Origin of the sequence: uncultured Nitratireductor sp. (assembly GCF_913053745.1) — a bacterium.
Taxonomy (GTDB): Bacteria; Pseudomonadota; Alphaproteobacteria; order Rhizobiales; family Rhizobiaceae; genus Nitratireductor.
In genome coordinates this window covers 24,037-50,850 of the sequence record NZ_CAJXGF010000010.1, presented here as the reverse complement: position 1 = coordinate 50,850, position 26,814 = coordinate 24,037, and the positions used below count along the sequence as shown (strand labels likewise).

Sequence of the window (26,814 nt, the reverse complement as noted above, 5' to 3'; positions counted from 1 at the left end):
CGGGTTCTTCTTCGGCGCGTTGAGATTGGCGCGGTCGATGGTCACCCAAAGGTCTTCGCGGTCCCAGATGTCGACGAAAGCTTCATAGACACGCGGCGCCATGCGGTTGTCCCACAGATACTGATGATTGTAGATCTCCAGCATGCCGGTGTTGTTGAGCTCCTTCATCTTGTGCTCACGGCGCTGTGGAGCGTACCAGGTCGATTGGTCGTTCGGGTCCTTCTCGTCGAACGCCCACAGGAGGTCGACAAGCCGCTCGACATTTTCGCGTGGAACCGCCTGCCGTACGATCACATATCCTTTGGTGACCCAATGCTGCCAGTCGCCCTCGCTCAGAACGCGCAGCGGCAGGGTCTTCTCGATGTCCTTGAGTTGCGCCCCGACCTTCGTGGACGACGGGTGCGCGTCGCGTTTGACGGTTGCTTCCTGCATGGTTTCCTCCCGGATATTATGCATGATCCTGTCGAAAACCCTAGCGTGTCTGCGAGGGGCGGTGTTGTACTGACATGGCCAATATCGATATTATTATGGCGTTCTTATTATAGAAGGCGCTGTATGAGGCCCTTTCTCGAGAAATTGCCGGTTGTTCCGGGAGCATCCTGGAGCATGCTCAACCGCCGTCTAGAAGACGGCATCCCTTTCCAATGGCATCACCACCCCGAATACGAGCTGACGCTGACACTCAATTCCGAGGGCCAGCGCTTCATCGGCGATCACGTGGGCGAATACCGTGACGGCGATCTGGTTCTGGTGGGCGCGAACCTGCCGCACACCTGGGCTTCGCGCGCCCGGCCCGATCCGGCAGAACCCCATATCGCGCTGGTGATGTGGTTTCACCACCAATGGGCCGAGACGTTGGGCGAGGGGTTTGCCGAATTGCGGCCCATTGCCGGGCTTCTGGCGCGGGCGGAAGCCGGACTTTCGTTTTCGCCGCAGGCATCCATGCGCGCCCGGCCAATGATCGAAGCGCTCTTTGAGGCCGATCTCGCCGAGCGCTTTCTGACGCTGATCCGTGTGCTTCTGGTCCTGGCCGAGGATGGAGAAGCCACGCCGCTGGCGAGCACGGTTGCCGCCCGCTACCTCGATCGCGCGGACCGCGAGCGTATTGACCGTGTCCTTGTTCATATCCACACGCATTATGCCACGGGGATTGTCAACGCGGACCTTGCCGGGATCGCCGCGCTCAGTGCGTCCGGCCTGCATCGCCTGTTTCGCCGCCATATGCGCACCAGCATCTCCGATTACGTGAAGCGGCTGCGCATCGGCGAGGCCTGTGCGCGGCTTTCGTCCGGCGACCAGCCGATCGGCTATGTGGCCGAAGCGGTCGGCTACAGGGCCCTGGCCAATTTCAACCGTCAGTTCAAGGCCCTTCGGGGCATGACCCCGCGTGCCTATCGGGCACTTTTTCGTGGCTGACCGGCTTTCTTGGCGAACAGGCGCACCTTATCGGCCATAGGGCGAAACGCATCGTTTGCGCGCACCGCGATAGGGTTGAAACGTATTGTCGCTCGCACGGAAGGAGCGATACTTGCTGTGACACCAGGCCAGATGCGCTGCGCGTGCATCGTGGCTTGGGTAGATGCGCGAGGCGGCCTTTTTGCGTATGCGTCTGCGCTCGGGGCGCCAGTGAAACGACCGTATGCCGTAACGCGGCCTCAGGATCGGTCGTCCCGGGCCGTAAATGTCATTGAAACCGTAGAAATAGCCCGCAAAGCGGCCATGGGGATCGTACCGTCGCGACCAGGAGGGGATTGTGCGCTCGGGTAGCCTGTCGGGCGCCAGACAGCGTTCACGCCAGTGGCGGCGATGCATGTCGCCTAGCGTCAATTGCATCCGGCCGGGAAAAAGTTTCCGCATCGCGCGGCGCTCGTTCCAGCCGACGGAGCACGTTCGATCGATCTCCACGCGATAAAAGCCGTCGGCGGCGGAGCTTTGTACACTGAGCAGAAGAAGGGCGGCGATTGGAAGCAATTTCAAGTAATACATGTTATGCAACTCCAGATAGAAATTCTGGAGAGTAATTGCTTGTTCCGGCTTTAAAAGTTCAATTGTCGTAAGAGTTTTTGCAATTTGACGGATTGGCGATCTTTTGCTCATGAAAAAACGGCGCGGGCCGAGCCGCGCCATTTTGATCAAGTCAGAAGTCGCCTATCGGTAATAGGGTGAGATACAGGGCCTGCGTGGGCCATGATAGGGTTGGAAGCTGTTATCGGCGGCGCGGTACGACCGATAGCGATTGTAGCACCAGCGCACATGGGCTCGCGACAGCCTCATCGGACGGCCGTAATGGGGCCGGACAGGCCGCGGGCGAACGTAACGGGGCCGCTGATAATAGGGAGCAGGGCGGCCGAACTCCAGATAGAAGCCCGCGCGCGGGCGATGCCGGCGCCATTTGCGGCGCTCGTGATGGCGGCGCCATTTCCTGCGGTCGCGACGGTCGACCTGAACCAGCGGTGTTTCCGATGCCGAACGCTCCACCGCATTGGATGCCGCGCCGCTGGCGATACCCAGCGCATTGGCGTTTGCGGGCGCGCCAACGAAAACGAAGCCTAAGGCGAGCAGGCCCGAACAGGCGATTTTAGTCAGTCCGTGTTTCATAATGGTCTCCTGGTTTCCAGACCCCCGAGATGCCCCTTCATCCCTTCGTTCAAGCGATGTCATCTATGCTTATAGTATCAAAACCAATCATATTCTCCATGAACGTGTGATGAATGGAAGCGTTGCACGGCACGGTTAGCGAAACGCAGGCTTGTATTCCCGGCTATGCCGGTTAAACCTGCTCGCATGTCGCTCCGGCTCGCCACCTTCAACGTCGAAAATCTGATGAACCGGTTCGATCTTTCCGGTTATCGCAACGATTTGCGCCGGGATCGTGCCCTGTCTCTCTATGAGATCGAGGACGAGGCGCATTACCGTGCGCTCGAGCAGGCACGCGCCGTCGCATTGACGGACGACGCCAGGCAATTGACCGCGCTCGCCATCGCCGCGACACGCGCCGATATTCTGTGTCTTCAGGAGGTCGACAATCTCGCCGCGCTCAAGGCGTTCGAATATGGCTATCTTTTCAAAATGATAGGCAGTGGCTACCGCGAGAAATATTCCGCTTCGGGAAACGATTCACGCGGCATCGATGTGGCCGTGATGATGCGGCCGGAACCCGCGCACGGCCAGCCGATCGAGTTCGTGCGTATGACCAGCCACGCCCATTTGACTTTCGCCGATCTCGACTTGCACAACGAGGCGCTGGCCGAACTCAAGATCGAGCCGCAGGAGCGCATTTTCCGCCGCGATTGTCTGGAACTCGACATCAAGGTAGGCGGCCGGCCCATGACCCTCTATGTCGTGCATTTCAAAGCCATGAGCCCGCCGCGCAACGGTTTGGACGGGCGCACGGCCTCCATGCCGGTGCGCATGGCGGAGGCGGCCGCGGTCCGGCGGATAATCGAGGATCGTTTCGGTGGCGCCGAGAAGGCGGCCGATAAGCGCTGGGTCGTTTGCGGCGATCTGAACGACTATCGCGAACGCGTCGTCATTTCTGGAGAGGCGCATGCGGGATACCGGTTCGAGCCCGTGCAGGAATCTCTCTCCAGCGTCAACACGCTGACGGATGGCGGTTTCTGTGAAAATCTCGTTGAGCGCCGTCCCGAGATGGACCGCTGGACGCTTTATCACACGCGTGGTCCCGAAGAACGTCATCTATGCCAGCTCGATTATCTGCTCGCTTCCCGGGCGCTGGCGCGGCGAAACGCCAGAACGGTGCCCGACATCATCCGGGCAGGCCAACCCTGGCGCACCGTATTTCCGCCTGAACAGGACGTGCCCCGTTTCCCGCGCATTGGCTGGGATCGACCCAAGGCCTCCGACCACTGCCCGGTCGTCGTTCAACTCGACCTTGCGTAATTGGTGGGGCCTGATTGGTCGGGTCTAATTGCCTGGTGGGTTTGTCCTGACGGCATCGCTCGGCGTTTCGCGCCCGGTCATTCATGCCGCAGCGCCTCGATGGGATCGAGCCGTGCGCCACGCAGGGCGGGGAAGAGACCGAAAATCATTCCGATCATAATGGATATCGCCGTGATAAAGGCGATCGCCTTAAGGTCGGGTACGAAGCTTATCTCCATGAATACGGTCGCGGCCCAGGCAACGGTCAGGCCCAACCCGATGCCGATCAATCCGCCCAGTAGCGACAGCACCGAAGCCTCGGTCAGGAACTGCACCAGAATATCGTTCTCGCGCGCACCGATGGCCATGCGGATGCCGATCTCGCGGGTGCGTTCGCTCACCGACACCAGCATGATGTTCATGATGCCGATGCCGCCGACAAGAAGACTGATCGCGGCTATTGAGCTTAGAAGCGCGGTGACGTTGTCTATGACGCTGCTTGCCCGGTGCATGTATTCGGTCATATCGTCGACCTGAAAATCGTCGTTGCGGGCTGGGCCGATGCGGCGCAGGCGGCGCATTTCCTCCATCACCCTCAGCTTGGTCGGCGCGATCGACGCGTCGCCGTGCAAACCGATCAATATCTGATCGACATAGGCTTTGCCGCTGAGCCGGGTCTGGAACAGGCCAAGAGGCAGAAGCACCAGCGTGTCCTGTCCACCGGAAAATGTGGCTCCTCTGGCCGCGAGTTCCCCGACGACACGGCAATGAATCTGTCCGACGCGAATGCGCGCGCCGATTGCGTTTTCCTGCCCGAAGAGAGATTTTGCCACCTTACTGCCGATCACGCAGACACTTGCATTGCTTGCCGTTTCCAACGGGGAAAGGAGGCGACCACGTTCGAGCGTCCACTCCCGCAATGCAAAATAGCTTTGGTTCACACCCGTGACCGGTGCAGAAATGCTTCGTCCGCCATGGGAGACGCGCAAACGGCTTGCCGCCAGAGCCGCGACCGTAGTTCGGGCGCCGAGGATTTTGGCCAGACCGTTGAATTGTTCGTTCGTCAACGGCTGCGCTTCGACGACGCTCGGCGATGAGGGGTCGGGCACCATGCCCGCGAAGACAAAGATGAGATGTGTGCCCATGCCCGCCAATTCCGAGCGGATTCTTTCCCTGGCACCTCTGCCGATGGTTACAAGCGCGACCACGGCGGCAACGCCGATGATCACGCCCAGAAGCGTCAGAACCGAGCGCAACTTGTTGCGCGCGATGGTACGCAGTGCCAGATGAACCGATTGTAGAAACATCAAATCCCCGGCGCCGTATCGTTATCGAAGGCGATGCGCCCGTCGCGAAAGCCGATCCGCCGGTCCGCAAAGGCAGCGATTCCAGCCTCATGTGTCACCATGACGGTGGTAAGTTCACGCTCTCGGTTGAGCGCGGTCAGAAGTGCCATGATCTCGAGGCTTCGCTCGGTGTCGAGGTTGCCTGTGGGTTCGTCCGCGAGAAGCACTGTTGGCTCCGATACCAAGGCCCGCGCGATCGCCACGCGCTGCTGTTGGCCACCGGAGAGTTCGGCCGGTGTGTGGTGTCCGCGTCCGCCGAGCCCGACTTGATCCAGTACCTTTCTGGACATTTCTCGGCGCATACGTTTTGACAGACCTCGATAGACGAGCGGCAGCTCGATGTTTTCGAGCGCGGTTGTGCGGGGCAGGAGATTGTAGCCCTGGAAGACAAAACCGATATGCCTGTTGCGCAGTTCGGCCCTGCCGGCTTTGTCGAAAGCGCTTACGCCTGTTCCCATGAAGCGATAGGCGCCACGGGTTGGAACATCGAGTCCGCCCAGAATGTTCATCGCGGTGGACTTTCCCGAACCGGAGGGTCCGGTCACGGCGACGAAAGCTCCTTGCACGATTTCGAAGCTCACATCCGCCAGCGCATCGACGCTTGTGTGCCCGCTTCCGTAGCTGCGCCATACGCGGTCGAACGCGAGAAGTGTCGAGGCCTTGCACGGCGCAGTCACTGGAGCGCCTCGTCGGCCGTGTCGCCGGTGATCACTTTCTGACCCTCCGCGAGGCCTGAAAGCACTTCGACTTTTTCCCAGTCGCGCGCACCGAGCCGCACGCGCACGGGCTTCGGCGCATCCTTATCGAGCACATGGACGAGACCGGTGTCCCACGTTCCCTCAAAATCATCCTGGGTCGGGTCTTCACGGAACGCATGCGGTCGATAGCGCAGCGCGCTTGCGGGAATAAGAAGGGCTTCGTTCGCTTCGCCGATCCCGATGGAAACAGAGGCCGTCATTCCAGGACGTAGTTTCAGGTCGCCGTTGCGGACATCGAGATTGGCTTCATAGGTGACCACGTTGTTTTCGCGGATGTGGGCGAAGGACACATCGCGAATGGTCGCACTGAAAATCTGGTCAGGGTAGGCGTCCACTGTGAAGGTGGCCTGCTGCCCCTTCGCGATCGCGCCGATGTCGGCTTCGTTGATCCTGGCGATCAGCTCCATACGTTCCAGATCCTCGGCGAGGACGAAAAGCACGCCGTCATCGGAGGTGGCAAAAATGGTTCTGCCAGGTTCGGCTTTGCGTGCCAGCACGACACCGTCGATCGGTGAGCGGATTGTCGTACGGTTGAGATCGAAGCGTTTAAGTGTGAGCTCCACTCGTTTGGCGGCGAGATCGGCCGTCGCGGCGGCGACGCGATTGACGGCGCGATCGAACTCGGCCTGCGTGTCTTCCAGCGTCTGTTGGCTGAGCGCATTTCTCGATCTGAGCGCCTTTGCCCGCGTAAGCTTTCGTTCCGCTTCACCCTGCGTGATCCGTGCATCCGCCAGGCTTGCCAGGGCTCCGTCTGCCAGAGCTGCCGCACGGTCGACCTGATGCCGGAAGATTGTGGCATCGAGTTGCGCCAACACATCGCCCCGACTGACACGCTGGTTCTGCCGCACCGGTACGCGCTGCACCGTCCCCTTGAGTTCACTTGAAATCTCGATCTGGGTGCGTGGCCGCAGCATCGCGGTGGTCGCCACACGGATCACGAGATTCCCGCGCTCCACCGGACGGCTTTGATAGGTCGCACCCGTTTGAACCGTCTGAATGCCCGAAAAGAACCAGATTCCTGCCGCCAGCAGGCCTCCCACCGGCAGCAGAAGCGGCCAGCAGCGGCGTTTTCGAGGAGGCTTGGCTGTGGGGCTGGAGCCTTGAGCGATTGTCGATACGAACCCGTCCGGTTCGCGGGCTGTCGTTTTCATGGATGCTCGGTTGTTTCCAGCGCGCCCCCGTTCCGGTGACGTGCTATGAGGAAAGTGGATAAAAAATGGCGAGACTGCCGCCGGATCGCCATTTTCTCCGGATCGGCGAGGGTTTTTGCGAGAGGCGAGATGTCTGGACGAAACTATTATATTTACGACGTTTTTTCCGATAGCGTTCTAACGGGAAATCCGCTGGCCATCGTGCTCGATGCCGAAGGGCTAGATGAAGGTGCGATGCAACGCATCGCGCGAGAGTTCAATCTTTCCGAGACCGTGTTCGTCCTGCCGCCCGAAAAGAAGAACCACACCGCCCGGCTGCGCATTTTCACACCGCGGACCGAATTGCCGTTCGCCGGGCACCCGACGGTGGGAGCGGCCGTGGCGCTGGTGCAGCACGAGGGAACCGGTGATGGCACCGCGCAGACTTCGATATTGATGCTGGAGGAACGGGTAGGCGCGGTGCGGTGCGCCGTGTCTGCGGGAAAGGGAGCGGCGTATGCCGAGTTCGACCTCCCGCGACTCCCCGAAATGCTGCCCGTTTCGATCGAGCCGGAAGCTGTCGCAGCCTCCCTGGGGCTCGGCTACCACGAGATCGGCTTCGAGAATCATACGATTAGCACCTGGAGCGCCGGTGTGCCCTATGTCTGTGTTCCGGTTGCCGATCTGAACGTGGCCGGGCGGGCTAGGCTCGACGCGGCGCTATGGCGCTCGCTGATGCCCGAACTGGAAGGGCCGGCTCCCTTTCCTTACGTTTATTGTAGGGAGACGGTGAATCACGATCACGCGTTTCATGTGCGCATGTTCGCGCCTGACGACGGGATTGCCGAAGATCCGGCCACGGGTTCGGCCGCCGCCGCTTTTGCCGGGGCCATCATGCAATACGACGCACCCGTTGACGGTTCGCACGGTTTCCTGATCGAGCAGGGTATCGAAATGGGCCGCCCTTCGAGCATACGCTTAGAGGTCGACGTGCATGGCGGCGCGATCGACGCTGTCCGCATCGGTGGTCATGCGGTGCGCGTTGCGGAGGGTCGGCTGTTCATTTGAGCAATAAGTGACAAACTCATGTCGGAGTGTCTTGCATGCATGCGCGAAACCGTTTATGGAGCCGGACATTCGGTTGGCGGTGAGCTTCTCGCTGCGCCAGACGGTCGGGTGATTAGCTCAGTTGGTAGAGCAGCTGACTCTTAATCAGCGGGTCACAGGTTCGAGCCCTGTATCACCCACCATCTTCCTCACAGACATCATGAGTTTGCAGGCGCGCACCCACGATTTGGCGTGTTTGCCTGCATCACATCTTGGTATCGAGGATGGACGGTCAGCCCCTTTTGGCGGCATTATGCAGGCTCGATGTTCTCTAACAATAGAGCCGGGCAGGTGTGAGCAGCGAGAACGACATGGATGGGGAGGCAAGCCGTCGAAACGAAATGCTTTCGACATTGAAGCGGCGCGGCATCGCGTCCGCCGCTGTGCTTGAGGCTATGGCGGAGGTGCCGCGCGAATTATTCGTTCCGGCACACCTTGTCGAACTCGCCTATGAAGATGGTGCGTTGCCTATCGGTGACGGGCAGACCATCTCTCAACCCTATATCGTTGCCTTGATGACGGAAGCCGCCGATCTCGGACACAGGAGCCGCGTTCTGGAAGTGGGCACCGGATCGGGGTACTCGACAGCCATCCTTTCGCGGCTCGTCGGCCATGTCTTCTCCATAGAGCGGCACGATGCATTGGCGATTTCAGCCCGCGAGCGTCTGGCGAGGGGCGGTTATCTCGACAATGTCAGCATTTCCGTTGGCGATGGTACGCTGGGATTGCCCGAAGAGGCGCCATTCGATGCAATCATCATTGCAGCGGCGGGACCGCGTGTGCCGGAGGCGCTGCGTGCGCAGCTCGCACCGGGTGGGCGGCTCGTCATGCCGGTCGGTTCGGCCTCTGGGCCGCAGCAGCTCAATTGCATCGTTCGCGAGGACGACGAGACGTATCGCACGGAGGTGCTGGCGCCGGTCTCCTTCGTGCCGCTAATTGGCGCGCAGGGCTGGCGGCGATAGGACATGTTTCGGCACATTCCTTCGGGCCGAAAAAAAAGCCCCTTGTGTGGAACCTTTATCGTCCGCGCGTGTTTTTGCTGAAGGCGCGCCCCCACCATCCCCCCGACCCGAACCAAGCGCGCCGTTTGCCGGCCAGGAGACTGGCCGGCTTTCTTTTGACCCACTCAATAATCTTTCTCGAAGAAGATACCGAGGCTTGAATTTCCGTCGGATCCGACCGCGCCCCGCGCCTTCAGCTCGTCGGTAATGTCGAGATTGACCGTGCCACGGGTGGTTCCCTTCGCGCCCGCCTCGACGCCCAGATAGATATTGTCCTGGATATAGCGCCCGGCGCGAACGGCTGCGTTGCCTTCTGAGTCCGTGACGACGTCCAGATCGTCGAGGCCTGTCGCGTCGCGCAATGAGCCCAGAAGGGATGTGTTGGAGCCGCCGGCAAGCTCGGCCGCCGCCGCTGCCAATTGCGCGATTTGCACCGCCGACAATTCGTTGATGCCGCGGTTGAAGATGAGGCGCGCCAGCACTTCGTCCTCCGGCAGTTCCGGCTGTGAGGAGAAGCCAATATTGAGATCGGAAACGCGACCGCGCACAGTGATGAAGACAATGATGTCGTTCCCGCGCGAGCGGGCGACAAAATCAAGCTGTGGGTCGAGATCGCCCACAAGTGTCACTTCGCCCTCGTCAAAGGTGATGCGCTGGCCGATGATGGAAAGGCGTCCGCGGATGAGCTCGAAGCCGCCGACCGGCTGGATGTTCGTCACGGGGCCTGTCAGCCGGACCGAGCCTCCGAGTTCGGCGTCGAGGCCGCGTCCGCGCACGAAAATGCGGGCGGGTGCGGTCACATTGACGTTGAGTCTCATAACGCTTGGTCGCGACGACGGCATCGGTGTGCCATCGTCGGCGCGCGCGCGCTCGAGTGTGCGCTGCACGGCAGGCGGCGGATCGATGTGGCGTACGTCGATGGCCGCGGCCCCGCCGCCGAGATTTTCCGGGACGATGATTTCGGCCCGTTCGATGTTTACCTCGCCGGCGAGCAGCGGGTCGCGGGTGAGGGGACCGGTCAGGGACAGGGCACCGTTCACGGTCGCCGTTACCATCTCGCCGTCGGTATGCCTGGCGTTGTCGAGCCCGATCCTGAGATCGGCCGGGAAACCGGCCTGGGCATTGGTGGAGATCGTGCCGGACACCGAAACCCGCCCGCCGGCCGACAGCGCCGCCGATCCCTCTGTAATTGACACGCGTTCGCCATTGACGGTGGCCCCCAGCCGCACATCGCTGATGCGCAGATTGGTCAGCGGATCGACGGCGGCCGCATTGGCGGTGGAAATCGTACCGTTTATGACCGGATTGGCCAGCGCTCCGGAGACGCGGACATTGGCCGTGGCGGTGCCGGAAAGCTGCGTGCCGCGGTCGGCCAGCATACGGTTGGCAATGGAAAGGGGAGCGGTGCCCGCCACATTGATGCCGAGACCGGAACCGGAAAACGGTATCGTCCCGCTCGCTTCGACACCGAGGCCGGAGGGGCCATCAGCGGTCAGACGGCTCAATTGCACGGCGTTGTCGGCGTAGCGACCGTTGGCTGCGAGTTGCAGCGGGCCGAGCCCGGCATTTGTCAAAGGCGCTGCACGCAAGCCGTTTGCGCGAACGTCGAAGCTGGCTTGCGGCGCTGTGAGGGTGCCGGTTACGCGGGCGCTGCCTGTCACCTGGCCGGCAAGGTCCTGGCCACGGACAACGCGGTTGAGGGCGGCCAGCGGGAACGCGTTCAGGGCCACATCCATGGAAAGCTGGCTGTCGTCGAACGGTACGATGCCGCGCGCACTGGCGTTCAACCCTTCAGGGCTGGTGACGCTGGTATCGACAGTCAGCCGGTTGCCGTCGCTGGTGCCGCTTGCGTCTACCGTCAGCGCGCTCAGTCCCGCCTGTTTGAGAACGGTCGAGATGATGCCTCGCCCCTCGATGTCGAAATCAACCGCTGGCTCGTCGCGTGTGCCCTTGATGTCGGCGCTGCCGTGGAGCGTGCCACCGAGACCGAGGTCGGGCTGGATCGTGTTGGCGATGGACAGCGGAACCTGCCGGAGGTTGACGGCGAGATCGAGCGTGTCGGCCACCCTGCCGCCGGCGGTGATGCGCCCGCCCGCGACGTCGATCTCCAAGGGATCGAGCGTGAACGTATTGCCTTCCACCAGCAGGGATGTGGGTTGGACGAGACGTGCCCGGACCGTGCCCTGATCGAGGCTGAGGCGGCTGAGCCGTACGCGATAGCCATTGCCTTCGGGAGCCAGGGCGCCCTCGGTTGCAAGCCTTGTGCCCTGGTTAAGCAGCGCCGAGCTCTCGAAATCCGTAGCGTCGCCGTTCTGCCGCGCATTGGCGTCGAGTTGGGTAATGGCGATTCCGCCGGCCCTGACATCCCGCGCCGTGATGGAACCGACGGCAGCCGGGACCCCGAACAGATCCTCGATGGTGGCCGCAACCGTGGCGCTGGAGACACGCGTCTCTTCGATCTCCAGATTGCGGATGGTGGCGTTGACGTCGGCGATCTGACGTTCATCGACTGGAGAAAGGGAAACATCGGCCTCCACGCTGCCGGTTGCTTCGCGCAGGAAAAGCGCCGCCGCCGTCGATATGTCGGCCGCTTCCAGATTCACGCGCCCGTCGATTAGGTTCTTGTTCACGTCCTGGATCAGATTGCCGCTCGCGGTCGCGCCGCCGGCCCGGAAAGCGAATTCCGTCAATTGCCGCTGCTCGGGCGAAAGCACAATCCGACTGGCCAGGTCGACGCGTTCGCCTGCAAGAAAAGCGTTGCCGTCGATGGCGCCGGTCAGAACCTGTTTTTCGAGCTGGCCGTCGAAACCGAGCGTGGCGTCGCTCAGGTCGCGGCCGGAGAGGGTGCCGCGCGGCGCGTCCGCTTTGAAGGTCAGGTTAATGCGCCCGTCCGCCCCCTCGGCACGGCCCGCTGCCGTCACTCGGCCCGATGCGTTTTCCGAAAGAAGCGCCATGTTTTCAAGCGCTGCATCGAAGCGGAAATTCGCGGTGCCCGTTGCAAAGGTGCCGTCGGCTTGCAGGTTGAACTGGTCGTTGCCGAGCCGAAGATTGCGGGCGGTCAGCCCGTCGCTGCCTCGGGCAACGCCGCCCTCGATGCGTGTGGTGCCGGCAAGCAGGTTTCCGGCGACTTCATTCTCGATGCGCAAATCGGTTGCCGTGCCATCGAGATTGAGATCGAATGCTCCACTGACGGGGCGCACCGTGCCGCTCGCCGTGAGGTCGACCGCGCCGCCCAGTGCCTGATCCGCAAGGCCGGAGAAGGGTGCGATATCGGCGGCGCTCAGCGTGATGTCGCCGGTGAAAGCAAATTCGTCGATCTCGCCGCTGAGGGCCGTTTCCAGGCCATTGCCGGAGATGCTGGCATTGTCGACGGTAACAGGGTTTCCTGCCCGCCAGTCACCCGCTGCGGCGATTGTCAGGGCATCGCCGAGCGCTTCGGCGATTTTGGCCTGTTTGGCGGTGATCTGCGTCAACCCGCCGTCGATCTCGAAGCTAACCCGGCGCTGTGCCGGATCGGTGAGGTTTTGGGCCAGACCGCCCATCGTGAGCGTGGTTTTTCCGGCCGCGAATTCGGCCGTTTGCAGCCCGTCCATTTCGAGACCGCCGTTCCAGCGTTCCGATCCCGCTTCGCCGAACGTGACGTTGAAATTCGCCGACTGCAGCGACGTTTCGCCACCGGCAATGGGCAGCAGCACGCGCCGGCCTTCGGGATCGGCGACGTTGGCGCGCAGGGAAAGGGCGGTCAGAAAATTGTCGCTGCCCGTTTCCGCGGCGGCTTCGATGCGCATGGAGGCGCTGGAGACCTCAAGGTTTTCGAGCAGCACCCCGCCGCCATTCTTCGACACGCCATTGACGTTGATTCGCGTTCCGGCTCCGAAGAAATCGCGGAATTGGGCTGGTACGAGGCGGCCGATCGAACCGGCGAGGCGGGCCGAAAAGCCGAGCCCCTCGTCGCGCTCGCGCAATCGTGCCGTGCCGCCGAAGGCGGGAACGCCGTCGGCCTCAAGCGCGAGTTTCACATCGAGCGCGCTGAGCGGGCCGCTGCCGGCGATGGTCAGTTTCAGCGGCGGACGTCCCTGCACGTTGAGAAGGTTGGCGACAACGCCGTCCGCAGGCTCGTCGAGAACAAGGTCGAGATCGAGTTCTTCGGTTTCATTGGAGAAGGCGGCATTGAGCGCAAACTGGCCGCCGGGCCCGTCGAGCCGTCTGACATCGAAGTTTGTGTCGAGCGTTCCGCCGTCGATTTTCAACGCGCCGGTAAGCGCGAGTTGGGCGGCAAGCCCGAAGACGCCTTCGCCAAAGGTTGCCGTTTCGATCTCCAACTGGGCCAGATTGACTGCGAGGGGCAGTTCGGGAACCTGGAAAGAGCGCGATTCGGGTGCCGGCAGGCCCTCATCGGGCAGCGGGCGCCGCTCGACCTCGATGCTTTCGGCTGCCAGGCGTTGGACTTCAAGACGCTGCCGCAGCAGGAGCGTGGACCGGCTCCAGTCGATGGAGGCGTTGCTGATGCGCAGCCAGATGCCTTCGCGGTCGGCAATGGTGATCTGACCGATGGTCGCCTGCGACGAGAGCGCGCCCTGGATGCCGGAAATACGGATCTGCCGGTTTGGTGTGGAAAGCTGCTCTTCCAGGAGCCGGGTGAAGAACGAGCGCTCCTGTTCGGGCGTGTTCTCGCTGGGCGTGTCCTGAGCCATTGCGGGCAGCAGGACGAACAGAAGAGTCAGAGCTGCGAAAAAGCGGATCAAAACGCTTGTCCTATTCCGACGTAAAAGGCGACGCTCGGATCGCCGTCGCGCCGGTCGAGCGGCACGGCGACATCCAGGCGCACGGGACCCAAGGGAGTAAGATAACGCAAGCCGGCGCCGACACCGATCCTGACATCCTCCGAAAAATCGGGGAAGGATTCGGCCCCCACCGTGCCGGCGTCGATGAAACCGACAACGCCGATCGAACCCGTCACACGGGCGCGCAATTCGGCCGAGGCCTCCATCAGCGAGCGCCCGCCGGCAATGCCGTTCGGCGTTTCGACGCCGATATTGCGGTAGGCATAGCCGCGCACGGAGCCGCCGCCGCCTGCGAAGAACAGTTTGTCCGGCGGCGTTTCGGCAATCGGAGCGCCGACCAGCGCGCCGATCTTGGCGCGTCCCGCCATGACGAAGCGACCCTCGCTGCCGAAGTCGTAATAGGCCCGGCCTTCCAGCAGCATGCGGGCGGCCAGATTGCGGTATTCCATCTCATAGAAGGGTTCGAGCGACAATTCGGCGAAGTACCCCTCCGTGGCGTCGGCCGGGTTGTCGCGGCTGTCATAGGTCAATGTGCCGGCAAGGCCGACGGTCGTGAAGTCGCGTGTGCCGAAATCGTCCTCGAAGCGAGCGCGGCCCGCATTGGCGAAAAGGCTTCCTGAGAATTCTTCGCTGAACTCATGCCGGAAGCCGACCTCCGCGGTGACCGCGGTCCGTGTGTACCGCTCCAGCACCTCGCGGTCGCCGAAGATCGAGGCCTGAAAGTCGGTATCGGGCGTGTATACGCCCGGCTTGATAAAGGTTGCGCCGACCCGGTAAGTCAGATCCTCCGGCTTGAACGTGTTGCCGATGCCGGAAACCTGTCCTTCGAATCGCAGACGCTCCGCGCGACCGAACAGATTGCGGTGCATCCAGTAGGCCTGGACGCCGAGCCCGTCGAGTGTGGAGTAGGTGCCGCCGACACCGAAACGGCGTGGCAGGCGTTCCTGGACGATGACGGCGAGCGGCAGAATGCCGCCCTCGCCGATCTCGTCGGCTTCCTCGATTCGCGCGGAGCGGAAGACATCCAGCTTCGACAGGCGTTGGCGGGCGCGTTCCAGATCGTCGGGATCGTATTCGCGGCCGGGCACCAGACCTGTCTGGCGCGCCACGAATTCGGGGTCCATGCGCTCGGTGCCGCTGACGGACACCTGGCCATAGGCGGCACGGCGGCCGGGCTCCACCGTCAGGATCGCGTCAACCGTGTCGGTCTCGTGTGCGGCCGTGACGCGACGTTGGACAACCTCGGCCTTTGCGTGTCCTTGATGTCGCCATGCCTCGACGGCGAGGCGGCCGGCCTTCAATATGGTTCCAGAGGCCGCGACTTCGCCGGTGCGAAAACCTTCTTTCGCGGGATCTTCCACCCGGTCATTGCGCTTCAGCGGCGGTGGCGCTTGATTGACGATGCGCGCCTGACTGAAATGAAAAACCGAGCCGGGATCCACGACGATTCGGACGCTGGCGGGATTCGCTATGGCGGCATCGATCGGCAGGTCGGAAACCTCCTGCCCATCGATGGTGATGCTGATCGAGCCGCCGTAAAGCGCCGATCCGTAGAGCGTGTTCAGCAGGCGGCGGTAGTCGCTGCGCGCCTTGACGATCAGGCCGGCGGCGCCGGAAGCCGGCTTTTCACGATCCGCCCATACCGAGGAGGCACCCTTGAGCTTTTTTTCGGTATCGTCGGCCCCGTGGGGAAGCACGAATTCAACGGTGTAGTTCCATGGTTCGCCGATCGTGTCGGGCTCCTCTGCGGCTTTGTCCTTGCCGAAGAGCTTGATCCCGAAGAGTTCGAAGGCGTTTGCGGAGACGTTCGAGAAGGCGAGCATGAGGGCGAGCGCTAATGGCCCGTGCAAACGCCGACACATCGACGGTCTCACGTCGATTTCACTCAAACCCGTCTCCCATTTTCAAGACGAAGTGTCGGTCATCGGCCTTGCCGTGACGTTAACGCTCATCGCCCCTATGCTGCAAACAGTGCGGTTAAATCACAAACCACGGTTGCGGCCAATGCAGCTCAAAGGTCTGGCCCGACAAATATGGCTTAAAGCTGGCGTTATTGGGAATGAAGCCGAATCTGGAACTAGGAAGGAAGTGAACGGTTGTTTCAGCGAAGACAATGACGCTCCGACAGGGGAGCGACGCTGAACAATCGATGATCGTTTGGTTGGTAAAAATGAGGTGCGTGTCGCAGGGCACAACGATCCCGACAGCAAGAGTCCGATCCCGGCAAGCAGCAGGATGCGAAAGCATCTTCGCAGGCAGCGGAGGCTGTAGAGCGCGCGGCGGCTGCGTCTGAAGTGTCCCCCGCTGCAAGACATGGAAGAACGCCCTCGCGACGACCGCAAAAAGCCCGCAACGGCGGGGCATCGGGGCGGCCCGTCTTCATCGTTGATGGTGCGCGAACCCCGTTTCTGAGAGCGCGCGGAAAGCCCGGACCGTTCACGCCGGTGGATTTGGCCGTCCAGTGTGGCCGGCCGCTTTTGGCGCGACAGCCATTCTCTCCGGACAGTTTCGACAAGGTCATTCTCGGCTGCGTCAACGTCATCGCTGACGAGATGAACCCGGCACGGGTGGCTGCACTGCGGCTCGGCATGGGGGATGCGATGCCGGCCTTCACGGTGCAGATCAATTGCGGCTCGGGAATGCAGTCCATCGACACGGCATTTCGCACCATTCAGTCCGGGAAAGCCAATCTGATTCTTGCCGGTGGAGCAGAAGCGCTCTCGCATGCGCCGCTGGTCTGGCCACAGGAGGGAGCGGCTTGGTTCGGCCGATTCGCTTTCGCCAAGACGTGGTTTGAAAAGCTCGCCGCATTGCGGGCCTTCAAGATGCGGATGCTACAACCGGTAATCGGTCTCGAGCGCGGGCTGACCGACCCGGTTACCCAGCTCAATATGGGGCAGACGGCCGAGAAAATCGGCCACATCTTCAACATATCCCGCGAGGCGGCGGACGCCTATGCGCTGGAAAGCCATCAGCGTCTGTCGAAGGCACAGAAGAACGGCGCGCTCAGCGGAGAGGTGGTTCCGGCGGTATCCCGTGACGGCGAACTCTACGATCATGACGACGGGGTTCGGCCCGACACGTCGATTGAACGGCTTGCCAGGCTCAGACCGGCATTCGAGCGCCCTTATGGCCGCGTGACACCCGGGAACTCCTCGCAGATCACCGATGGTGCATCCTGGGTCGTTCTGGCATCCGAGGCGGCTGTGAAAAAGCACAAGCTTACGCCTTTGGCGCGGATCGTCGACAGCGAGTGGTCGGCGCTCGATCCCTCGATCATGGGGCTGGGCCCCACGCTGTGCTCGACCGCTTTGCTTCAGCGCCACGAACTGACACGTGGAGATATTCATCTTTGGGAACTGAACGAGGCCTTTGCGGCGCAAGTTCTCGCCTGTCTGGCGGCCTGGGAAGATGCGGATTACTGCCGCGAGGTGCTTGGGTTGGACAAGCCGTTCGGGAGGATCGAGCGGAATCGCCTTAATGTGGATGGAGGTGCGATCAGCCTCGGGCATCCGGTGGGCACCAGTGGAAACCGGATCGTGCTTCATCTTATGAACGCGATGCGCAAACGCGGACAAAAGCGCGGTGTCGCGACCGAGTGTATTGGTGGCGGTCTTGGCGGCGCCATGCTTGTGGAGGTGGTGTGATGGCTGATCGGAAAACGCCGGCCGGTGAATATCTGGCCCATCGCCTGCTCGCGCTGGGTACCGGAACCAAGCGTGTGCAGAAAACCACGCATTGGACGTTGGCACAGGATGCGGATGACATCGCATGGCTGGTGCTCGACCGCGCCGAGGAAAGCACGAACACGCTTTCCGAGGAGGTGATGGCCGAACTGGAAACCCTGCTTGAGAAAATCGACGCTTTGAAGCCAAAAGCGCTCGTCATTCGATCCGCCAAACCGGGTGGCTTCATAGCCGGTGCCGATATCCGGGACTTTTCCGGAGTTACGGAGACCGCGGCGGTCGAAGCCCGGATGACGCGCGCCCACGAAATCGTCGATCGATTGGAGGCGCTGCCCATGCCGACGGTGGCGGTCATTCATGGCCATTGTCTCGGCGGCGGTCTCGAACTGGCGCTTGCCTGCAAGATTCGGATCGCCATCGAGGGAGCGATGTTCGGCTTTCCCGAAGTGCTTTTGGGGCTTCATCCGGGATTGGGAGGCACGGTCCGCCTGCCGGAACTGATCGATCCGATCGAGGCCATGAAGATGATGTTGACCGGCAAATCCGCTCATGCCGGAAAGGCAAAAAAGCTGGGCCTGGTCGACGCCGTGGTCGAGGAACGGCATGTCGACAATGCGGTCAGGACGCTGCTGGGACGCAAGTTCGGGAGGCGCCGTGGGGGTGGGGCGTTGCGCGGGATGCAACCGCTTCGTGGCATCGCGGCGCGCAAGATGCGTTCCACGACCGCAAAACGCGCGCCGGAAGAGCACTATCCAGCACCTCATCGCTTGATCGATCTGTGGGAGCGGCATGGCGGCAGGAAAAAGGCCTTGAGGCAAAAGGAGGAGATCCGCTCCTTCGCAAGTCTTTTGACCGGCGAAACGGCCCAGAACCTGATTCACGTCTTTTTCCTGCGCGAAGCTCTGAAGGCCAAGGGCAAGGGTGACAGCGGCATTGCCCATGTTCACGTTATAGGGGCAGGCACCATGGGCGGTGACATTGCTGCCTGGTGTGCGGCGCGCGGGTTGCGGGTGACGCTCACCGATCTCAATGAAACGGCGCTCGCCGCGGCCAACCGGCGCGCCGGGGATTTGTTCGATAAGCGCCTGCACTCCGACATGGACCGCCGCGATGCCTTCGATCGGTTGATTATGGATTTCTCGGGCGACGGTGCCCGTCAGGCCGATCTCGTGATCGAGGCGGTGGCGGAAAAGGCCGATATCAAGCGCAAGGTTTTCAAGGCGGTCGCACCGCTCATGAAAAAGAAGGCGATACTGGCGACAAACACGTCGAGCATCCCCCTCGATGCGCTGTGTGCGGCCGTTCCGTTTCCCGAGCGGCTGATCGGGCTGCATTTTTTCAACCCGGTGGCGCGCATGGAGCTCGTGGAGATTGTGTCGCACGACAAGGCTTCGCGGAATGCACGGGAGCGTCTGGCGGCGTTTTGCGGTTCCATTGACCGTCTTCCCGCGCCGGTAAAGAGTTCGCCCGGTTTCCTCGTTAACCGGGTTTTGACGCCGTATCTCAGCGAGGCTTTCGTGATGCTGGACGAGGGGGTCCGCAAGGAAACCATCGACCAGGCGGCGGAATCGTTCGGGATGCCCATGGGACCCATCGAGCTTGCCGATCGCGTTGGGTTGGATATCTGTCTGGAGGTGGCTCGCACATTGAAAGCCGGTCTCGACACGCCGCAGCCGGACGTGCCCGAATGGCTCGAGAAGATGGTGGCCGAGGGGCGTACCGGTCGCAAGGCCGGGCAGGGGCTCTACGCGTATGACGATAAGGGGCGCCCCAAAAAGAGCCAAAAACGTCTGGCGCCGCACCCGGCCATGACCGACCGGTTGATCCTGCCCATGTTGAACACATGCGTGACCTGCCTGCGCGAAGGTGTTGTGGCCGATGAGAAAACGCTTGAAGGAGCGATGATCTTCGCCACCGGTTTTGCGCCGTTTCGCGGCGGACCGCTGCATTATGCCCGCGCGCGAGGTTTCGCGGAGATCATAGCGGTGCTCGAACGCCTTCAGGAGAAGTATGGCGACCGCTTTGCCCCCGATCCGCATTGGATGAAGTTGCCGGTGAGCTGAAGGGAGAGGGAACCCGAACGCCGGTGCAGGCTTGTTCTTCTGTATAGAAGAGCAAAGGAGTCGACAATGCCTGCAAAATCCAAGGCGCAGCAGAAGGCCGCGGGGGCTGCCCTGGCGGCCAAACGCGGCGAAATGCCCAAGTCCGAACTTCAGGGTGCGTCGCGGGAGATGTACGAGAGTATGAGCGAGGCGGAACTGGAAGAACTCGCTGAAACCAGCCGCAAAGGCTTGCCGGAGGAGAAGGACTGAGGCGCGTCTTAGCCGCGCCTCGCGATGTTTCAGGAGGCGGCGACGCCTTGGCTTGGCTCACCCAGTCTGGCGGCAACAAAGCGTTGCAAGCGCCTGGCCGCTTCTCGAAGCGTCTCTTCGTCCTGACACATGGAAATGCGGATATGCCCTTTGGCCGCATCGCCGAAGCTGGCGCCCGGCAAGACCGCGACGTCTTCGTCGTTGAGGAGTTCCCAGGCGAATTTCTCGCAATCCTCTTCGACGGCCCGAATGTCGAGCATGACATACATACCGCCCTCAGAGCCGCGCACGATGATGCCGTTCATACCGTGGACCGCGCTGAGAAAGGTTTCGCGGCGGTTGGCGTAAAGCTCGGCGATCTCGCGCACGCCAAACGCGTTTTCGGCGGCGGCGATGGCTGCATGCGAGGTGAAATCGGGTAGACCGTATGTCGCGACGAGGTTGAGATTGGTCATGACTGCGATCATCTCGGCGGGACCGGTCAACCAGCCGACGCGCCAGCCGGTCATGCCGTGGCTTTTCGACAGCGAATTGATGACCAGCGTCCGCTCTTTCATTCCCGGCAGAATGCGTGGCGAAATGTGCTCTTTGTCGGAGCGGATGGTCCAGTAGACTTCGTCCGACAACAGCCACAGGTCACGTTCGCGGCAGATTTCGGCAATCCGCTCGATTGTCTGGCGCGAATAGACCGCGCCGGTGGGATTGTTCGGTGAGTTGATCAAAATGGCGCGGGTATCGGCCTCGAGCGCCGCTTCGATCTCCTCGAGGCTGGGCTCGAAATTGTTCTCCGCGTGTGTTGCGATCTCGGTGTAGCGGCCGCCGGCGGCGCGCACCGTGCCTGGATAGGTGGCGTAATAGGGTGAGACGATCACCGCATGCGCGCCCGGGTCGAGGACGGCCTGGAAGGCCGCATAAAGCGCGCCCTGGCCGCCTATGGTGACCATGATTTCGTCGGCGTCCGTTTCCAGTCCGGTGCATTCTTGGGACAGTGCTGCCAGTGCGGCACGCAACCGTGGCAGTCCCGGAAGCTGCGTGTAGTGATGATGGCCGCCGCGCACGGCCTGGACGCAGGCTTCGACCGTTTCGCTGGGCGTGTCGAAATCGTGATCGCCGACGGACAGCATGATTACGTTTTCACCTGCCTGCTTGCGGGTCATTGCGGCAAAGTGGATTTCCCAACCGTTCTTGCCGGAGGGAACGATGCCGGAAATGCGTGAGGAGGGCTTGGGCATTGAGGGGCTCTTGGCATTCGACTTGAAAAAGGGAGGTCCTTCGACTACGAGGACCGGCGCATCGGTCGGCCTTTTAGCAAATGGGCCGAGGTGAGAACAGCGCAGTGACGCGGTACAGTTGGTCCTGGTTGGATGGTGGTATTGATGCAGGGGGCATTATCGCGCGTCGTTGAGGATTGTCAGGAAGGATAGCGGCATGTTGGCCCCCGAAAAGAAGAATGAATTGTCCATTCCGGAGATTGTCGACGAGGCGATGCTGACGCGCCGCTCGGTGCGTGCCTTTTTGCCGAACCCCGTCGATGAAGAGACGATCAGGGATATTCTTCGCGTTGCCGCACGTGCGCCCTCCGGTACCAACATGCAGCCCTGGAAGGTTTATGTGGTTTCCGGCGAACGCAAGCAGGCGCTTTCCGATGCGATCCTGTCCTCGGGCGTGCGACCGGAAAAAATCGAGTGGGACGAATACAAATACTACCCCGACAAGTTCTTCGAACCTTATCTTGCGCGTCGCCGCGCGGTCGGTTACGCGCTCTACAGCCTTTTGGGCATCGGCCGGCGCGAAGTGGAGCGCATGCGCGCGCAGCACGACCGGAATTTCACCTTTTTCGATGCGCCTGTCGGCCTGATTTTCACCATTGATCGGCGGTTGAACAAGGGCTCCTGGATCGACCTGGGAATGTTCGTGCAGTCGGTGATGATCGCCGCGCGCGGGCGCGATCTTCACACCTGTCCGCAGGCCGCTTTCGCTCCCTATCACAAACAGATCCGCCCGATCCTCGGTATTCCCGGCGAGGAGATCGTGGTTTGCGGCATGGCGCTTGGCTATGAGGATGCCTCGAAGCCGGAAAACGCTTTGCGCAGCGAGCGTGCCCCGCTCGAGGAGTTCGTCTCTTTCGTGCGCTGACATCCGTTTCCTCGACCGGTCCTTGCTTACGAAATTGTAATTTCCCGGCAAGGTCGTGGTAATGTTGGATCGGTCAAGGTCTCTTCGTACCCTGCCGCACTTGTCTGGCGGCGCCCCTACGAGGAGAAAGACATGAAGAACAAGGCCCTGTTGTCGGCGATGGCTCTGAGCCTGATTGCCGGTTCTGCTGCCATTGCTCAGGAAACGTCGTCCGATGAAGCAGTGCCGCAGGCCAGCGGTGAACGGATGAAAGGCGGCAAGAAGATGCGTGGCTTCGCCCGTCTTGATACGGATGGCGACGGCACGATCACGGTCGAAGAGTTTTCCAGCATGCGCCTTGAGCGCCTGAAGGCCGCCGACACTGACGGCGACGGCACGCTTTCCGAAGAGGAATTGCAGGAAATGGTCATGCAGCGCATGATCGAGCGGCAGGCACGCCGTGCTGCGCGGCGTCTCGATGTCGATGGCGACGGCACCGTGACCATAGCGGAAATTGAAAGCCGGCAGGCCAAGCGCTTTGCGCTGATGGACAGCAATGACGACGGCACGCTCGACCAGCGTGAAATGCGCCGCGGTTTCCGGCAGATGGCAGGCGAACGCGGCGGACGTCACGGTCATGGGAAGATGCATCGCATGCGCGACCACAAGGGCGGTCCACGTGGCGAAATGCGTCCGGGACAGCCGCCCGCAGAAATGCCCGACGCCGACAACGGCTGACGTCATATCGCGGAAGGCGCAAGACGTCTTCCAGACGACTGCGCTGGTTCACGAGCGTTTCAGTGAGCCGGTGGATAGGTCCGGTGTCGCCGCGCCGGACCTATTTTATTGTATAGCCTACGTCCTGCGCCGCTCGGCGAAGAGATTTGGCGAAGGCTCTTGCGAATGAGCGGAATACATAGAGTTCGAACCGCTTTTCGCCTCTTCGTTGAATCTGCACGAACACGTCGTGATGGGCTGTTGCCCGGCCTGCATGGATGGGGAATGCGTTGTTGCTGAAATCAAGTGCGAAGAGCTTGGCCAGAACCCATTCCACCTTCGCTCCCTCGATAGCGAGCACTGTCCGCCCATGGGATAGATCGGTCACGGTGCCGGTTTCTTCATCCACGGCCTGTGCAATGTCTCCCGCCAACGCCTCACGCGCACCACTGACGAGAAACCGACCAGGGCCGATATTGAAGGCGCACACCCCCTCGCGGTTGGCGGCGCCGCTGTTCGGCAAGGCCGAAAGCTTGAGCTTGCAGGTGCTCGACACAAGCCCCGCGAGGGCATTTTCCTTACCCGGCCAAGCGCGCGCTTCGACAATGGCGGCTTTCGGAACTTCCGAGATCGCAACGTCCGCACCGTTGGCGAAATCACCGTAGGAACCGGGGCGAAAGTCGTTGCCCAGTGGCGATGCGCGCTCAACCATGCATACGCTCCCCGTTCGGATCGAAGAAATGGTGGCTGACGATTTCCACCTGACCGAAGCGCTTGCGTAGCGGATCGGATTGGAACGCCCGCGTGCCATGCCGCGTCTTGCCGCCTTTCACCAGCGCAAGGCCGATGTACTTTTCCAGAGCGGGCGAATAGCAGTAAGCCGTCACATGGCCGATGCTCTCGCCCGGTTCGTCTCGATTGCCACGCTCCACCAGATGAGCGCCGCCGCCGAGCCGCTGTCCATCGAGCGAAACCACACCGACCAATCTCGCTCGGTTCTTGTCGATCAGGGCAGGGCGGTCCATCAGCCCCGAGCCGATGAACGGTTTTTTCTTCGACAGCATCCAGTCGAGATAAAGATCGCGCGCCGTGGTGCGGCCGTCGATTTCGGCACCGGTCACATGTCCCTTTTCAATACGCAATGCGCCGAGTGCCTCCATGCCATAGGGCGTCATCGCAAAGGGTTCGCCCGCCTCAATCAGCGCTTCCCATACATGCAGACCGTGGCCTGCACCGCAGTAGACCTCATAGGCCAGTTCACCGGAGAAGGAGAGGCGGCAGATCATGACGGGAGCGCCGTCGATTTCGCCATGCACGATGCCCATGAAAGGAAGTGTTCCGTTGTCCACACCCGTGCCTGATACACAACGTTCCAGCACCGCGCGCGCCTTCGGCCCTGCAATCGCCGCACCTGCCCACTGGTCGGTTACGGAGGTCAGATGCACTCTCAGGTCCGGCCACAGAACGTCGAGGCAATATTCCAGATGCTGCATTACCGGCCCTGCATTCGCGGTGGTGGTCGTCATCAGGAAGTCGGTTTCGCCAAGGCGCCAGGTGGTGCCATCGTCGAAGGCGAGGCCGTCCTCCCGCAGCATCAGCCCATAGCGCGCTTTGCCCACTTTCAGCGTGGAGAAGGTGTTGGTGTAAACCCGATCGAGCAACCCGGCCGCATCCGGTCCCTTCACGGCGATTTTCCCAAGCGTGGATACATCGACGATGCCGACTGAACGGCGCACTGCGGCGGTCTCGCGGATATAGGCCTGATCCACCGTTTCGCCGGCATTTGCATAGGCGAGCGGTCGATGCCAGAGGCCCGCCGGTGTCATTTCGGCGCCGCGCTCCGAATGCCAATCGTGCATGGGGGTAAAGCGTTCAGGTTTCAACTCGCCATAACGCTCAGCCGCCAGGGCGCCGATGGCGACGGGCGAGAAGGGCGGGCGGAAACGCGTGGTGCCGGCCTCGGGGATCGCAATGCCACGCGCATCGGCCATGATGGCGAGTCCCGGAACGTTCGAAGTCTTGCCCTGATCGGTTGCCATGCCCAGTGTCGTGTAGCGCTTCAAATGTTCGACGCTGACGAAACCCTCCCGATGGGCGAGACGCACGTCGTCGGCCGTCACATCGTGCTGAAGATCGACAAACGCTTTGCCTTTGCCGCGGATCTCGAGAACCGGCGCGGGGGTGAGATCGAGTTCGGTGGCAGGCGTTTCTGGCAGTTTTGCCCGGGAAGAGCGTTTGCCGACACTCTTGAGGCCAGCGTCGCGACCGCTCGACAATGCTTGCCTTGTGCCGAACGTGCCGAGGAAGGCGCCGGCGCCTACCCAGCGCTGCGTCGGCTCGGGCGGCAAAAATGCCTGTTTTTCGGCACGCCAGACGGGTTTCGCGCCGGCCTGGCTCGCCAGATGGATGAGCGGCTGCCAGCCGCCCGAAACCGCGATACTGTCGCAGTCGATCGGTCTCGCTTCACCCGAAAGCGAGCCTGTGGCCGCGTCGAAGGCTTGAACCACCGCGCCGGAGAGGGCTTTACCGCCCCTTGTGCCGACGATGGCATGGCCGGTCAGCGCCACCACGCCGGCCTCGGTGGCGCGTGCTGCCGCTTCGTCTCCGATCTGCGGGCGCACATCGACGATCGCGGCCACATGGCCGCCGGCGCGCCGGATGACGGCGGCGGTTTCGTAGGCGCTGTCATTGTTGGTGAATATGACGGTTTTGCTTCCGGGTAGAACGCCAAATTCTGCAACATAACGGCGCACTGCGCCTGCCAGCATGATGCCGGGTCGATCGTTCCCGCAAAAGACGATGGGGCGTTCGAGTGCCCCCGTCGCCAGCACCACCTGGTCCGCGCGGATTGTCCAATGGCGCTGGCGAGCATGGCCCTTCGGCGTTCGGGCCAGATGGTCGTTGACGCGTTCCAGAGCTGCCAGCGTGTTGCTGTCATAATAGCCCCAGACCGCCGTGCGGGTTAAAAGACGCACATTGTCGAGTTTGGCGAGCCGAGCCGTCATTGCGGCCGCCCACGTGTCGGCCGGTTCTCCACCGATGATCTCGCCCGACCAGCGGGCAAAACCTCCAGTGTACGGTTCCTGTTCTGCGAGAACCACCTGTTTGCCGGTGTTCGCCGCCGCTTCAGCCGCCATCAGACCGGCAATGCCCCCACCGACGACCAGAACGTCGCAAAAAGCGTTCATTCGTTCGTAGCGGGAGGGATCGGGTTCGTAATCGGCGCGCCCAAGGCCCGCGGCGCGGCGGATCGCGCGCTCGCACATCATCCAGAAGCGTGTGCCCTTCAACGGTCCCATGACCGGTCCCATGAAGGTCTTGTAGTAGAAACCCGCGCCGATGAGCCTGCCGCCGAGCTGATTGAGGGCGCCGAGATCCCAGGCGAGAGAAGGGAAACGGTTCTGGCTTTCCACCCTCAACCCGTCATGCAGTTCGATCTGCGTGGCGGGAATGTTCGGCTCGCGCACGCCTTCGCGCAGAATGGTCACCAGAGCATTCGGCTCCTCCACGCCCGCACTGAAGACACCGCGCGGGCGATGATATTTGAACGAGCGGCCCATTAGCGAGACGCCGTTGGCGAGAAGTGCCGAAGCCAAGCTGTCCCCGGCATGGCCGACATAATTTTCGCCGTCGAATGTGAAACGGATCGTGCGGGCGCGGTCGATCAGCCCGCCTTTGGCGGTTCGGCGCGGACTCATGCAGCGTCTCCGCCGTTATAGTCGCGACGCGCCAAGGCAACCGAACGGATTTCATGGTTCAGCGTATCGCGCTCGATCACCAGATGTGCGCGGCATCCTCCCGCATGCTGCCAGTATTCGCGGTGTTTTCCTGCTGGGTTGGGCCGGTTGTAGACATAATCGATCCACGCCTTCGTGTCGGTTGAGGCAGGGTCGGGACGCGTGCGTGTCGCATCCCCCTGATAGGAGAATTCGGAGAGGTCGCGCGCGCCGCAATGCGGGCAGTCGATCAGCATGGCATG

20 protein-coding genes, 1 tRNA gene and 1 pseudogene are annotated in these 26,814 nt (G+C 61.9%); 10 read left to right on the top strand and 12 right to left on the bottom strand.

The genetic code is table 11. From position 1 onward, the window contains the following. Nucleotides 1–432: pseudogene (locus tag QZ638_RS03220) on the bottom strand (phytanoyl-CoA dioxygenase); the annotation flags it as partial. Nucleotides 433–606: 174 nt separating this feature from the next. Between QZ638_RS03220 and QZ638_RS03215 the strand changes: the two are divergent. Beyond that, the gene (locus QZ638_RS03215) at nucleotides 607–1,416 is read left to right on the top strand and encodes an AraC family transcriptional regulator (protein WP_295806768.1); all 810 of its coding nucleotides are present in this window, start codon (nucleotides 607–609) and stop codon (nucleotides 1,414–1,416) included. Between the two features lie 27 nt (nucleotides 1,417–1,443). Here the strand turns inward: QZ638_RS03215 and QZ638_RS03210 are convergent, their stop codons facing one another. Together QZ638_RS03210 and QZ638_RS03205 are read right to left on the bottom strand one after the other, a co-directional pair. Beyond that, nucleotides 1,444–1,986, bottom strand: coding sequence for a BA14K family protein (locus QZ638_RS03210; RefSeq protein WP_295806766.1), 543 nt, complete (start codon nucleotides 1,984–1,986; stop codon nucleotides 1,444–1,446). 162 nt (nucleotides 1,987–2,148) lie between these two features. After that, nucleotides 2,149–2,598, bottom strand: a complete 450-nt coding sequence (locus QZ638_RS03205) for a BA14K family protein (RefSeq protein ID WP_295806763.1) — start codon at nucleotides 2,596–2,598, stop codon at nucleotides 2,149–2,151. A gap of 186 nt (nucleotides 2,599–2,784) precedes the next feature. Between QZ638_RS03205 and QZ638_RS03200 the strand changes: the two genes are divergently transcribed. Beyond that, complete coding sequence (locus QZ638_RS03200; protein WP_295806760.1) at nucleotides 2,785–3,900, top strand: endonuclease/exonuclease/phosphatase family protein; 1,116 nt, start codon at nucleotides 2,785–2,787, stop codon at nucleotides 3,898–3,900. 77 nt (nucleotides 3,901–3,977) lie between these two features. On the opposite strand, the gene QZ638_RS03195 is transcribed toward QZ638_RS03200, so the two are convergent. Genes QZ638_RS03195 through QZ638_RS03185 form a run of 3 tightly spaced genes read right to left on the bottom strand, consistent with a single transcriptional unit; the run spans nucleotide 3,978 to nucleotide 7,134 of the window. Further along, nucleotides 3,978–5,186 (bottom strand): ABC transporter permease, encoded by a 1,209-nt coding sequence (locus QZ638_RS03195; protein ID WP_295806758.1) that lies wholly within the window; start codon nucleotides 5,184–5,186, stop codon nucleotides 3,978–3,980. Then, nucleotides 5,186–5,902, bottom strand: a complete 717-nt coding sequence (locus QZ638_RS03190; protein ID WP_295806755.1) for an ABC transporter ATP-binding protein — start codon at nucleotides 5,900–5,902, stop codon at nucleotides 5,186–5,188. The genes QZ638_RS03195 and QZ638_RS03190 overlap by 1 nt, the downstream gene beginning before the upstream one ends. Then, nucleotides 5,899–7,134 carry an efflux RND transporter periplasmic adaptor subunit gene (locus QZ638_RS03185; protein WP_295806753.1) on the bottom strand — a complete coding sequence of 412 codons (1,236 nt, stop codon included), beginning with the start codon at nucleotides 7,132–7,134 and terminating at the stop codon, nucleotides 5,899–5,901. Before QZ638_RS03185 ends, QZ638_RS03190 begins: the two co-directional genes overlap by 4 nt. A 129-nt stretch (nucleotides 7,135–7,263) precedes the next feature. Between QZ638_RS03185 and QZ638_RS03180 the strand changes: the two genes are divergently transcribed. The 3 genes from QZ638_RS03180 to QZ638_RS03170 all read left to right on the top strand — a co-directional run bounded on the left by QZ638_RS03180 (nucleotide 7,264) and on the right by QZ638_RS03170 (nucleotide 9,182). Next, nucleotides 7,264–8,181 (top strand): PhzF family phenazine biosynthesis protein, encoded by a 918-nt coding sequence (locus tag QZ638_RS03180; protein ID WP_295806750.1) that lies wholly within the window; start codon nucleotides 7,264–7,266, stop codon nucleotides 8,179–8,181. A 106-nt stretch (nucleotides 8,182–8,287) separates the two neighbouring features. Beyond that, nucleotides 8,288–8,363, top strand: a tRNA-Lys gene (locus QZ638_RS03175). A gap of 168 nt (nucleotides 8,364–8,531) precedes the next feature. Next, nucleotides 8,532–9,182: a protein-L-isoaspartate(D-aspartate) O-methyltransferase gene (locus QZ638_RS03170; RefSeq protein ID WP_295806748.1), complete on the top strand. Its 651-nt coding sequence runs from the start codon at nucleotides 8,532–8,534 to the stop codon at nucleotides 9,180–9,182. A gap of 164 nt (nucleotides 9,183–9,346) precedes the next feature. Here the strand turns inward: QZ638_RS03170 and QZ638_RS03165 are convergent, their stop codons facing one another. Both QZ638_RS03165 and QZ638_RS03160 read right to left on the bottom strand, forming a co-directional pair. Then, entirely contained in the window at nucleotides 9,347–13,915 is a 4,569-nt protein-coding gene (locus QZ638_RS03165) for a translocation/assembly module TamB domain-containing protein (protein WP_295806781.1), read from the bottom strand. A gap of 47 nt (nucleotides 13,916–13,962) precedes the next feature. Then, entirely contained in the window at nucleotides 13,963–15,828 is a 1,866-nt protein-coding gene (locus QZ638_RS03160; RefSeq protein ID WP_295806778.1) for an autotransporter assembly complex family protein, read from the bottom strand. Nucleotides 15,829–16,386: 558 nt separating this feature from the next. Here QZ638_RS03160 and QZ638_RS03155 point away from each other — a divergent pair. The 3 genes from QZ638_RS03155 (at nucleotide 16,387) to QZ638_RS03145 (ending at nucleotide 20,003) form a co-directional block, all read left to right on the top strand. Continuing rightward, nucleotides 16,387–17,652, top strand: a complete 1,266-nt coding sequence (locus QZ638_RS03155) for an acetyl-CoA C-acetyltransferase (RefSeq protein ID WP_295806776.1) — start codon at nucleotides 16,387–16,389, stop codon at nucleotides 17,650–17,652. Next, a complete protein-coding gene (locus QZ638_RS03150) occupies nucleotides 17,652–19,754 on the top strand; it encodes a 3-hydroxyacyl-CoA dehydrogenase NAD-binding domain-containing protein (RefSeq protein WP_295806745.1) in 2,103 nt (700 codons plus the stop codon). Before QZ638_RS03155 ends, QZ638_RS03150 begins: the two co-directional genes overlap by 1 nt. A gap of 66 nt (nucleotides 19,755–19,820) precedes the next feature. Further along, nucleotides 19,821–20,003, top strand: a complete 183-nt coding sequence (locus QZ638_RS03145; protein WP_295806742.1) for a DUF3008 family protein — start codon at nucleotides 19,821–19,823, stop codon at nucleotides 20,001–20,003. A 29-nt stretch (nucleotides 20,004–20,032) separates the two neighbouring features. Here the strand turns inward: QZ638_RS03145 and QZ638_RS03140 are convergent, their stop codons facing one another. Beyond that, entirely contained in the window at nucleotides 20,033–21,235 is a 1,203-nt protein-coding gene (locus QZ638_RS03140) for an aminotransferase class I/II-fold pyridoxal phosphate-dependent enzyme (protein WP_295806740.1), read from the bottom strand. Nucleotides 21,236–21,431: 196 nt separating this feature from the next. Here QZ638_RS03140 and QZ638_RS03135 point away from each other — a divergent pair, with 196 nt between their 5' ends. Continuing rightward, nucleotides 21,432–22,139: a nitroreductase gene (locus QZ638_RS03135; protein WP_295806738.1), complete on the top strand. Its 708-nt coding sequence runs from the start codon at nucleotides 21,432–21,434 to the stop codon at nucleotides 22,137–22,139. Nucleotides 22,140–22,271: 132 nt separating this feature from the next. Continuing rightward, complete coding sequence (locus QZ638_RS03130; RefSeq protein WP_295806736.1) at nucleotides 22,272–22,856, top strand: EF-hand domain-containing protein; 585 nt, start codon at nucleotides 22,272–22,274, stop codon at nucleotides 22,854–22,856. Nucleotides 22,857–22,956: 100 nt separating this feature from the next. Here the strand turns inward: QZ638_RS03130 and QZ638_RS03125 are convergent, their stop codons facing one another. From QZ638_RS03125 to QZ638_RS03115, 3 genes are read right to left on the bottom strand one after another with little or no spacing between them, the layout of a single operon-like run. Next, nucleotides 22,957–23,547, bottom strand: coding sequence for a sarcosine oxidase subunit gamma (locus tag QZ638_RS03125; RefSeq protein ID WP_295806734.1), 591 nt, complete (start codon nucleotides 23,545–23,547; stop codon nucleotides 22,957–22,959). Then, nucleotides 23,540–26,533 (bottom strand): sarcosine oxidase subunit alpha family protein, encoded by a 2,994-nt coding sequence (locus QZ638_RS03120; protein WP_295806731.1) that lies wholly within the window; start codon nucleotides 26,531–26,533, stop codon nucleotides 23,540–23,542. Before QZ638_RS03120 ends, QZ638_RS03125 begins: the two co-directional genes overlap by 8 nt. Continuing rightward, complete coding sequence (locus QZ638_RS03115; RefSeq protein WP_295806773.1) at nucleotides 26,530–26,808, bottom strand: sarcosine oxidase subunit delta; 279 nt, start codon at nucleotides 26,806–26,808, stop codon at nucleotides 26,530–26,532. The genes QZ638_RS03120 and QZ638_RS03115 overlap by 4 nt, the downstream gene beginning before the upstream one ends. Nucleotides 26,809–26,814 lie beyond the last annotated feature (6 nt).

Bases quoted from the DNA above. Each gene is read 5' to 3' on its own strand.
- QZ638_RS03215 (WP_295806768.1), top strand. From the start codon at position 607: ATGCTCAACCGCCGTCTAGAAGACGGCATCCCTTTCCAATGGCATCAC.
- QZ638_RS03210 (WP_295806766.1), bottom strand. From the start codon at position 1,986: ATGTATTACTTGAAATTGCTTCCAATCGCCGCCCTTCTTCTGCTCAGT.
- QZ638_RS03205 (WP_295806763.1), bottom strand. From the start codon at position 2,598: ATGAAACACGGACTGACTAAAATCGCCTGTTCGGGCCTGCTCGCCTTA.
- QZ638_RS03200 (WP_295806760.1), top strand. From the start codon at position 2,785: ATGTCGCTCCGGCTCGCCACCTTCAACGTCGAAAATCTGATGAACCGG.
- QZ638_RS03195 (WP_295806758.1), bottom strand. From the start codon at position 5,186: ATGTTTCTACAATCGGTTCATCTGGCACTGCGTACCATCGCGCGCAAC.
- QZ638_RS03185 (WP_295806753.1), bottom strand. From the start codon at position 7,134: ATGAAAACGACAGCCCGCGAACCGGACGGGTTCGTATCGACAATCGCT.
- QZ638_RS03180 (WP_295806750.1), top strand. From the start codon at position 7,264: ATGTCTGGACGAAACTATTATATTTACGACGTTTTTTCCGATAGCGTT.
- QZ638_RS03170 (WP_295806748.1), top strand. From the start codon at position 8,532: ATGGATGGGGAGGCAAGCCGTCGAAACGAAATGCTTTCGACATTGAAG.
- QZ638_RS03165 (WP_295806781.1), bottom strand. From the start codon at position 13,915: ATGGCTCAGGACACGCCCAGCGAGAACACGCCCGAACAGGAGCGCTCG.
- QZ638_RS03160 (WP_295806778.1), bottom strand. From the start codon at position 15,828: ATGCTCGCCTTCTCGAACGTCTCCGCAAACGCCTTCGAACTCTTCGGG.
- QZ638_RS03150 (WP_295806745.1), top strand. From the start codon at position 17,652: ATGGCTGATCGGAAAACGCCGGCCGGTGAATATCTGGCCCATCGCCTG.
- QZ638_RS03145 (WP_295806742.1), top strand. From the start codon at position 19,821: ATGCCTGCAAAATCCAAGGCGCAGCAGAAGGCCGCGGGGGCTGCCCTG.
- QZ638_RS03140 (WP_295806740.1), bottom strand. From the start codon at position 21,235: ATGCCCAAGCCCTCCTCACGCATTTCCGGCATCGTTCCCTCCGGCAAG.
- QZ638_RS03135 (WP_295806738.1), top strand. From the start codon at position 21,432: ATGTTGGCCCCCGAAAAGAAGAATGAATTGTCCATTCCGGAGATTGTC.
- QZ638_RS03130 (WP_295806736.1), top strand. From the start codon at position 22,272: ATGAAGAACAAGGCCCTGTTGTCGGCGATGGCTCTGAGCCTGATTGCC.
- QZ638_RS03125 (WP_295806734.1), bottom strand. From the start codon at position 23,547: ATGGTTGAGCGCGCATCGCCACTGGGCAACGACTTTCGCCCCGGTTCC.
- QZ638_RS03120 (WP_295806731.1), bottom strand. From the start codon at position 26,533: ATGAGTCCGCGCCGAACCGCCAAAGGCGGGCTGATCGACCGCGCCCGC.
- QZ638_RS03115 (WP_295806773.1), bottom strand. From the start codon at position 26,808: ATGCTGATCGACTGCCCGCATTGCGGCGCGCGCGACCTCTCCGAATTC.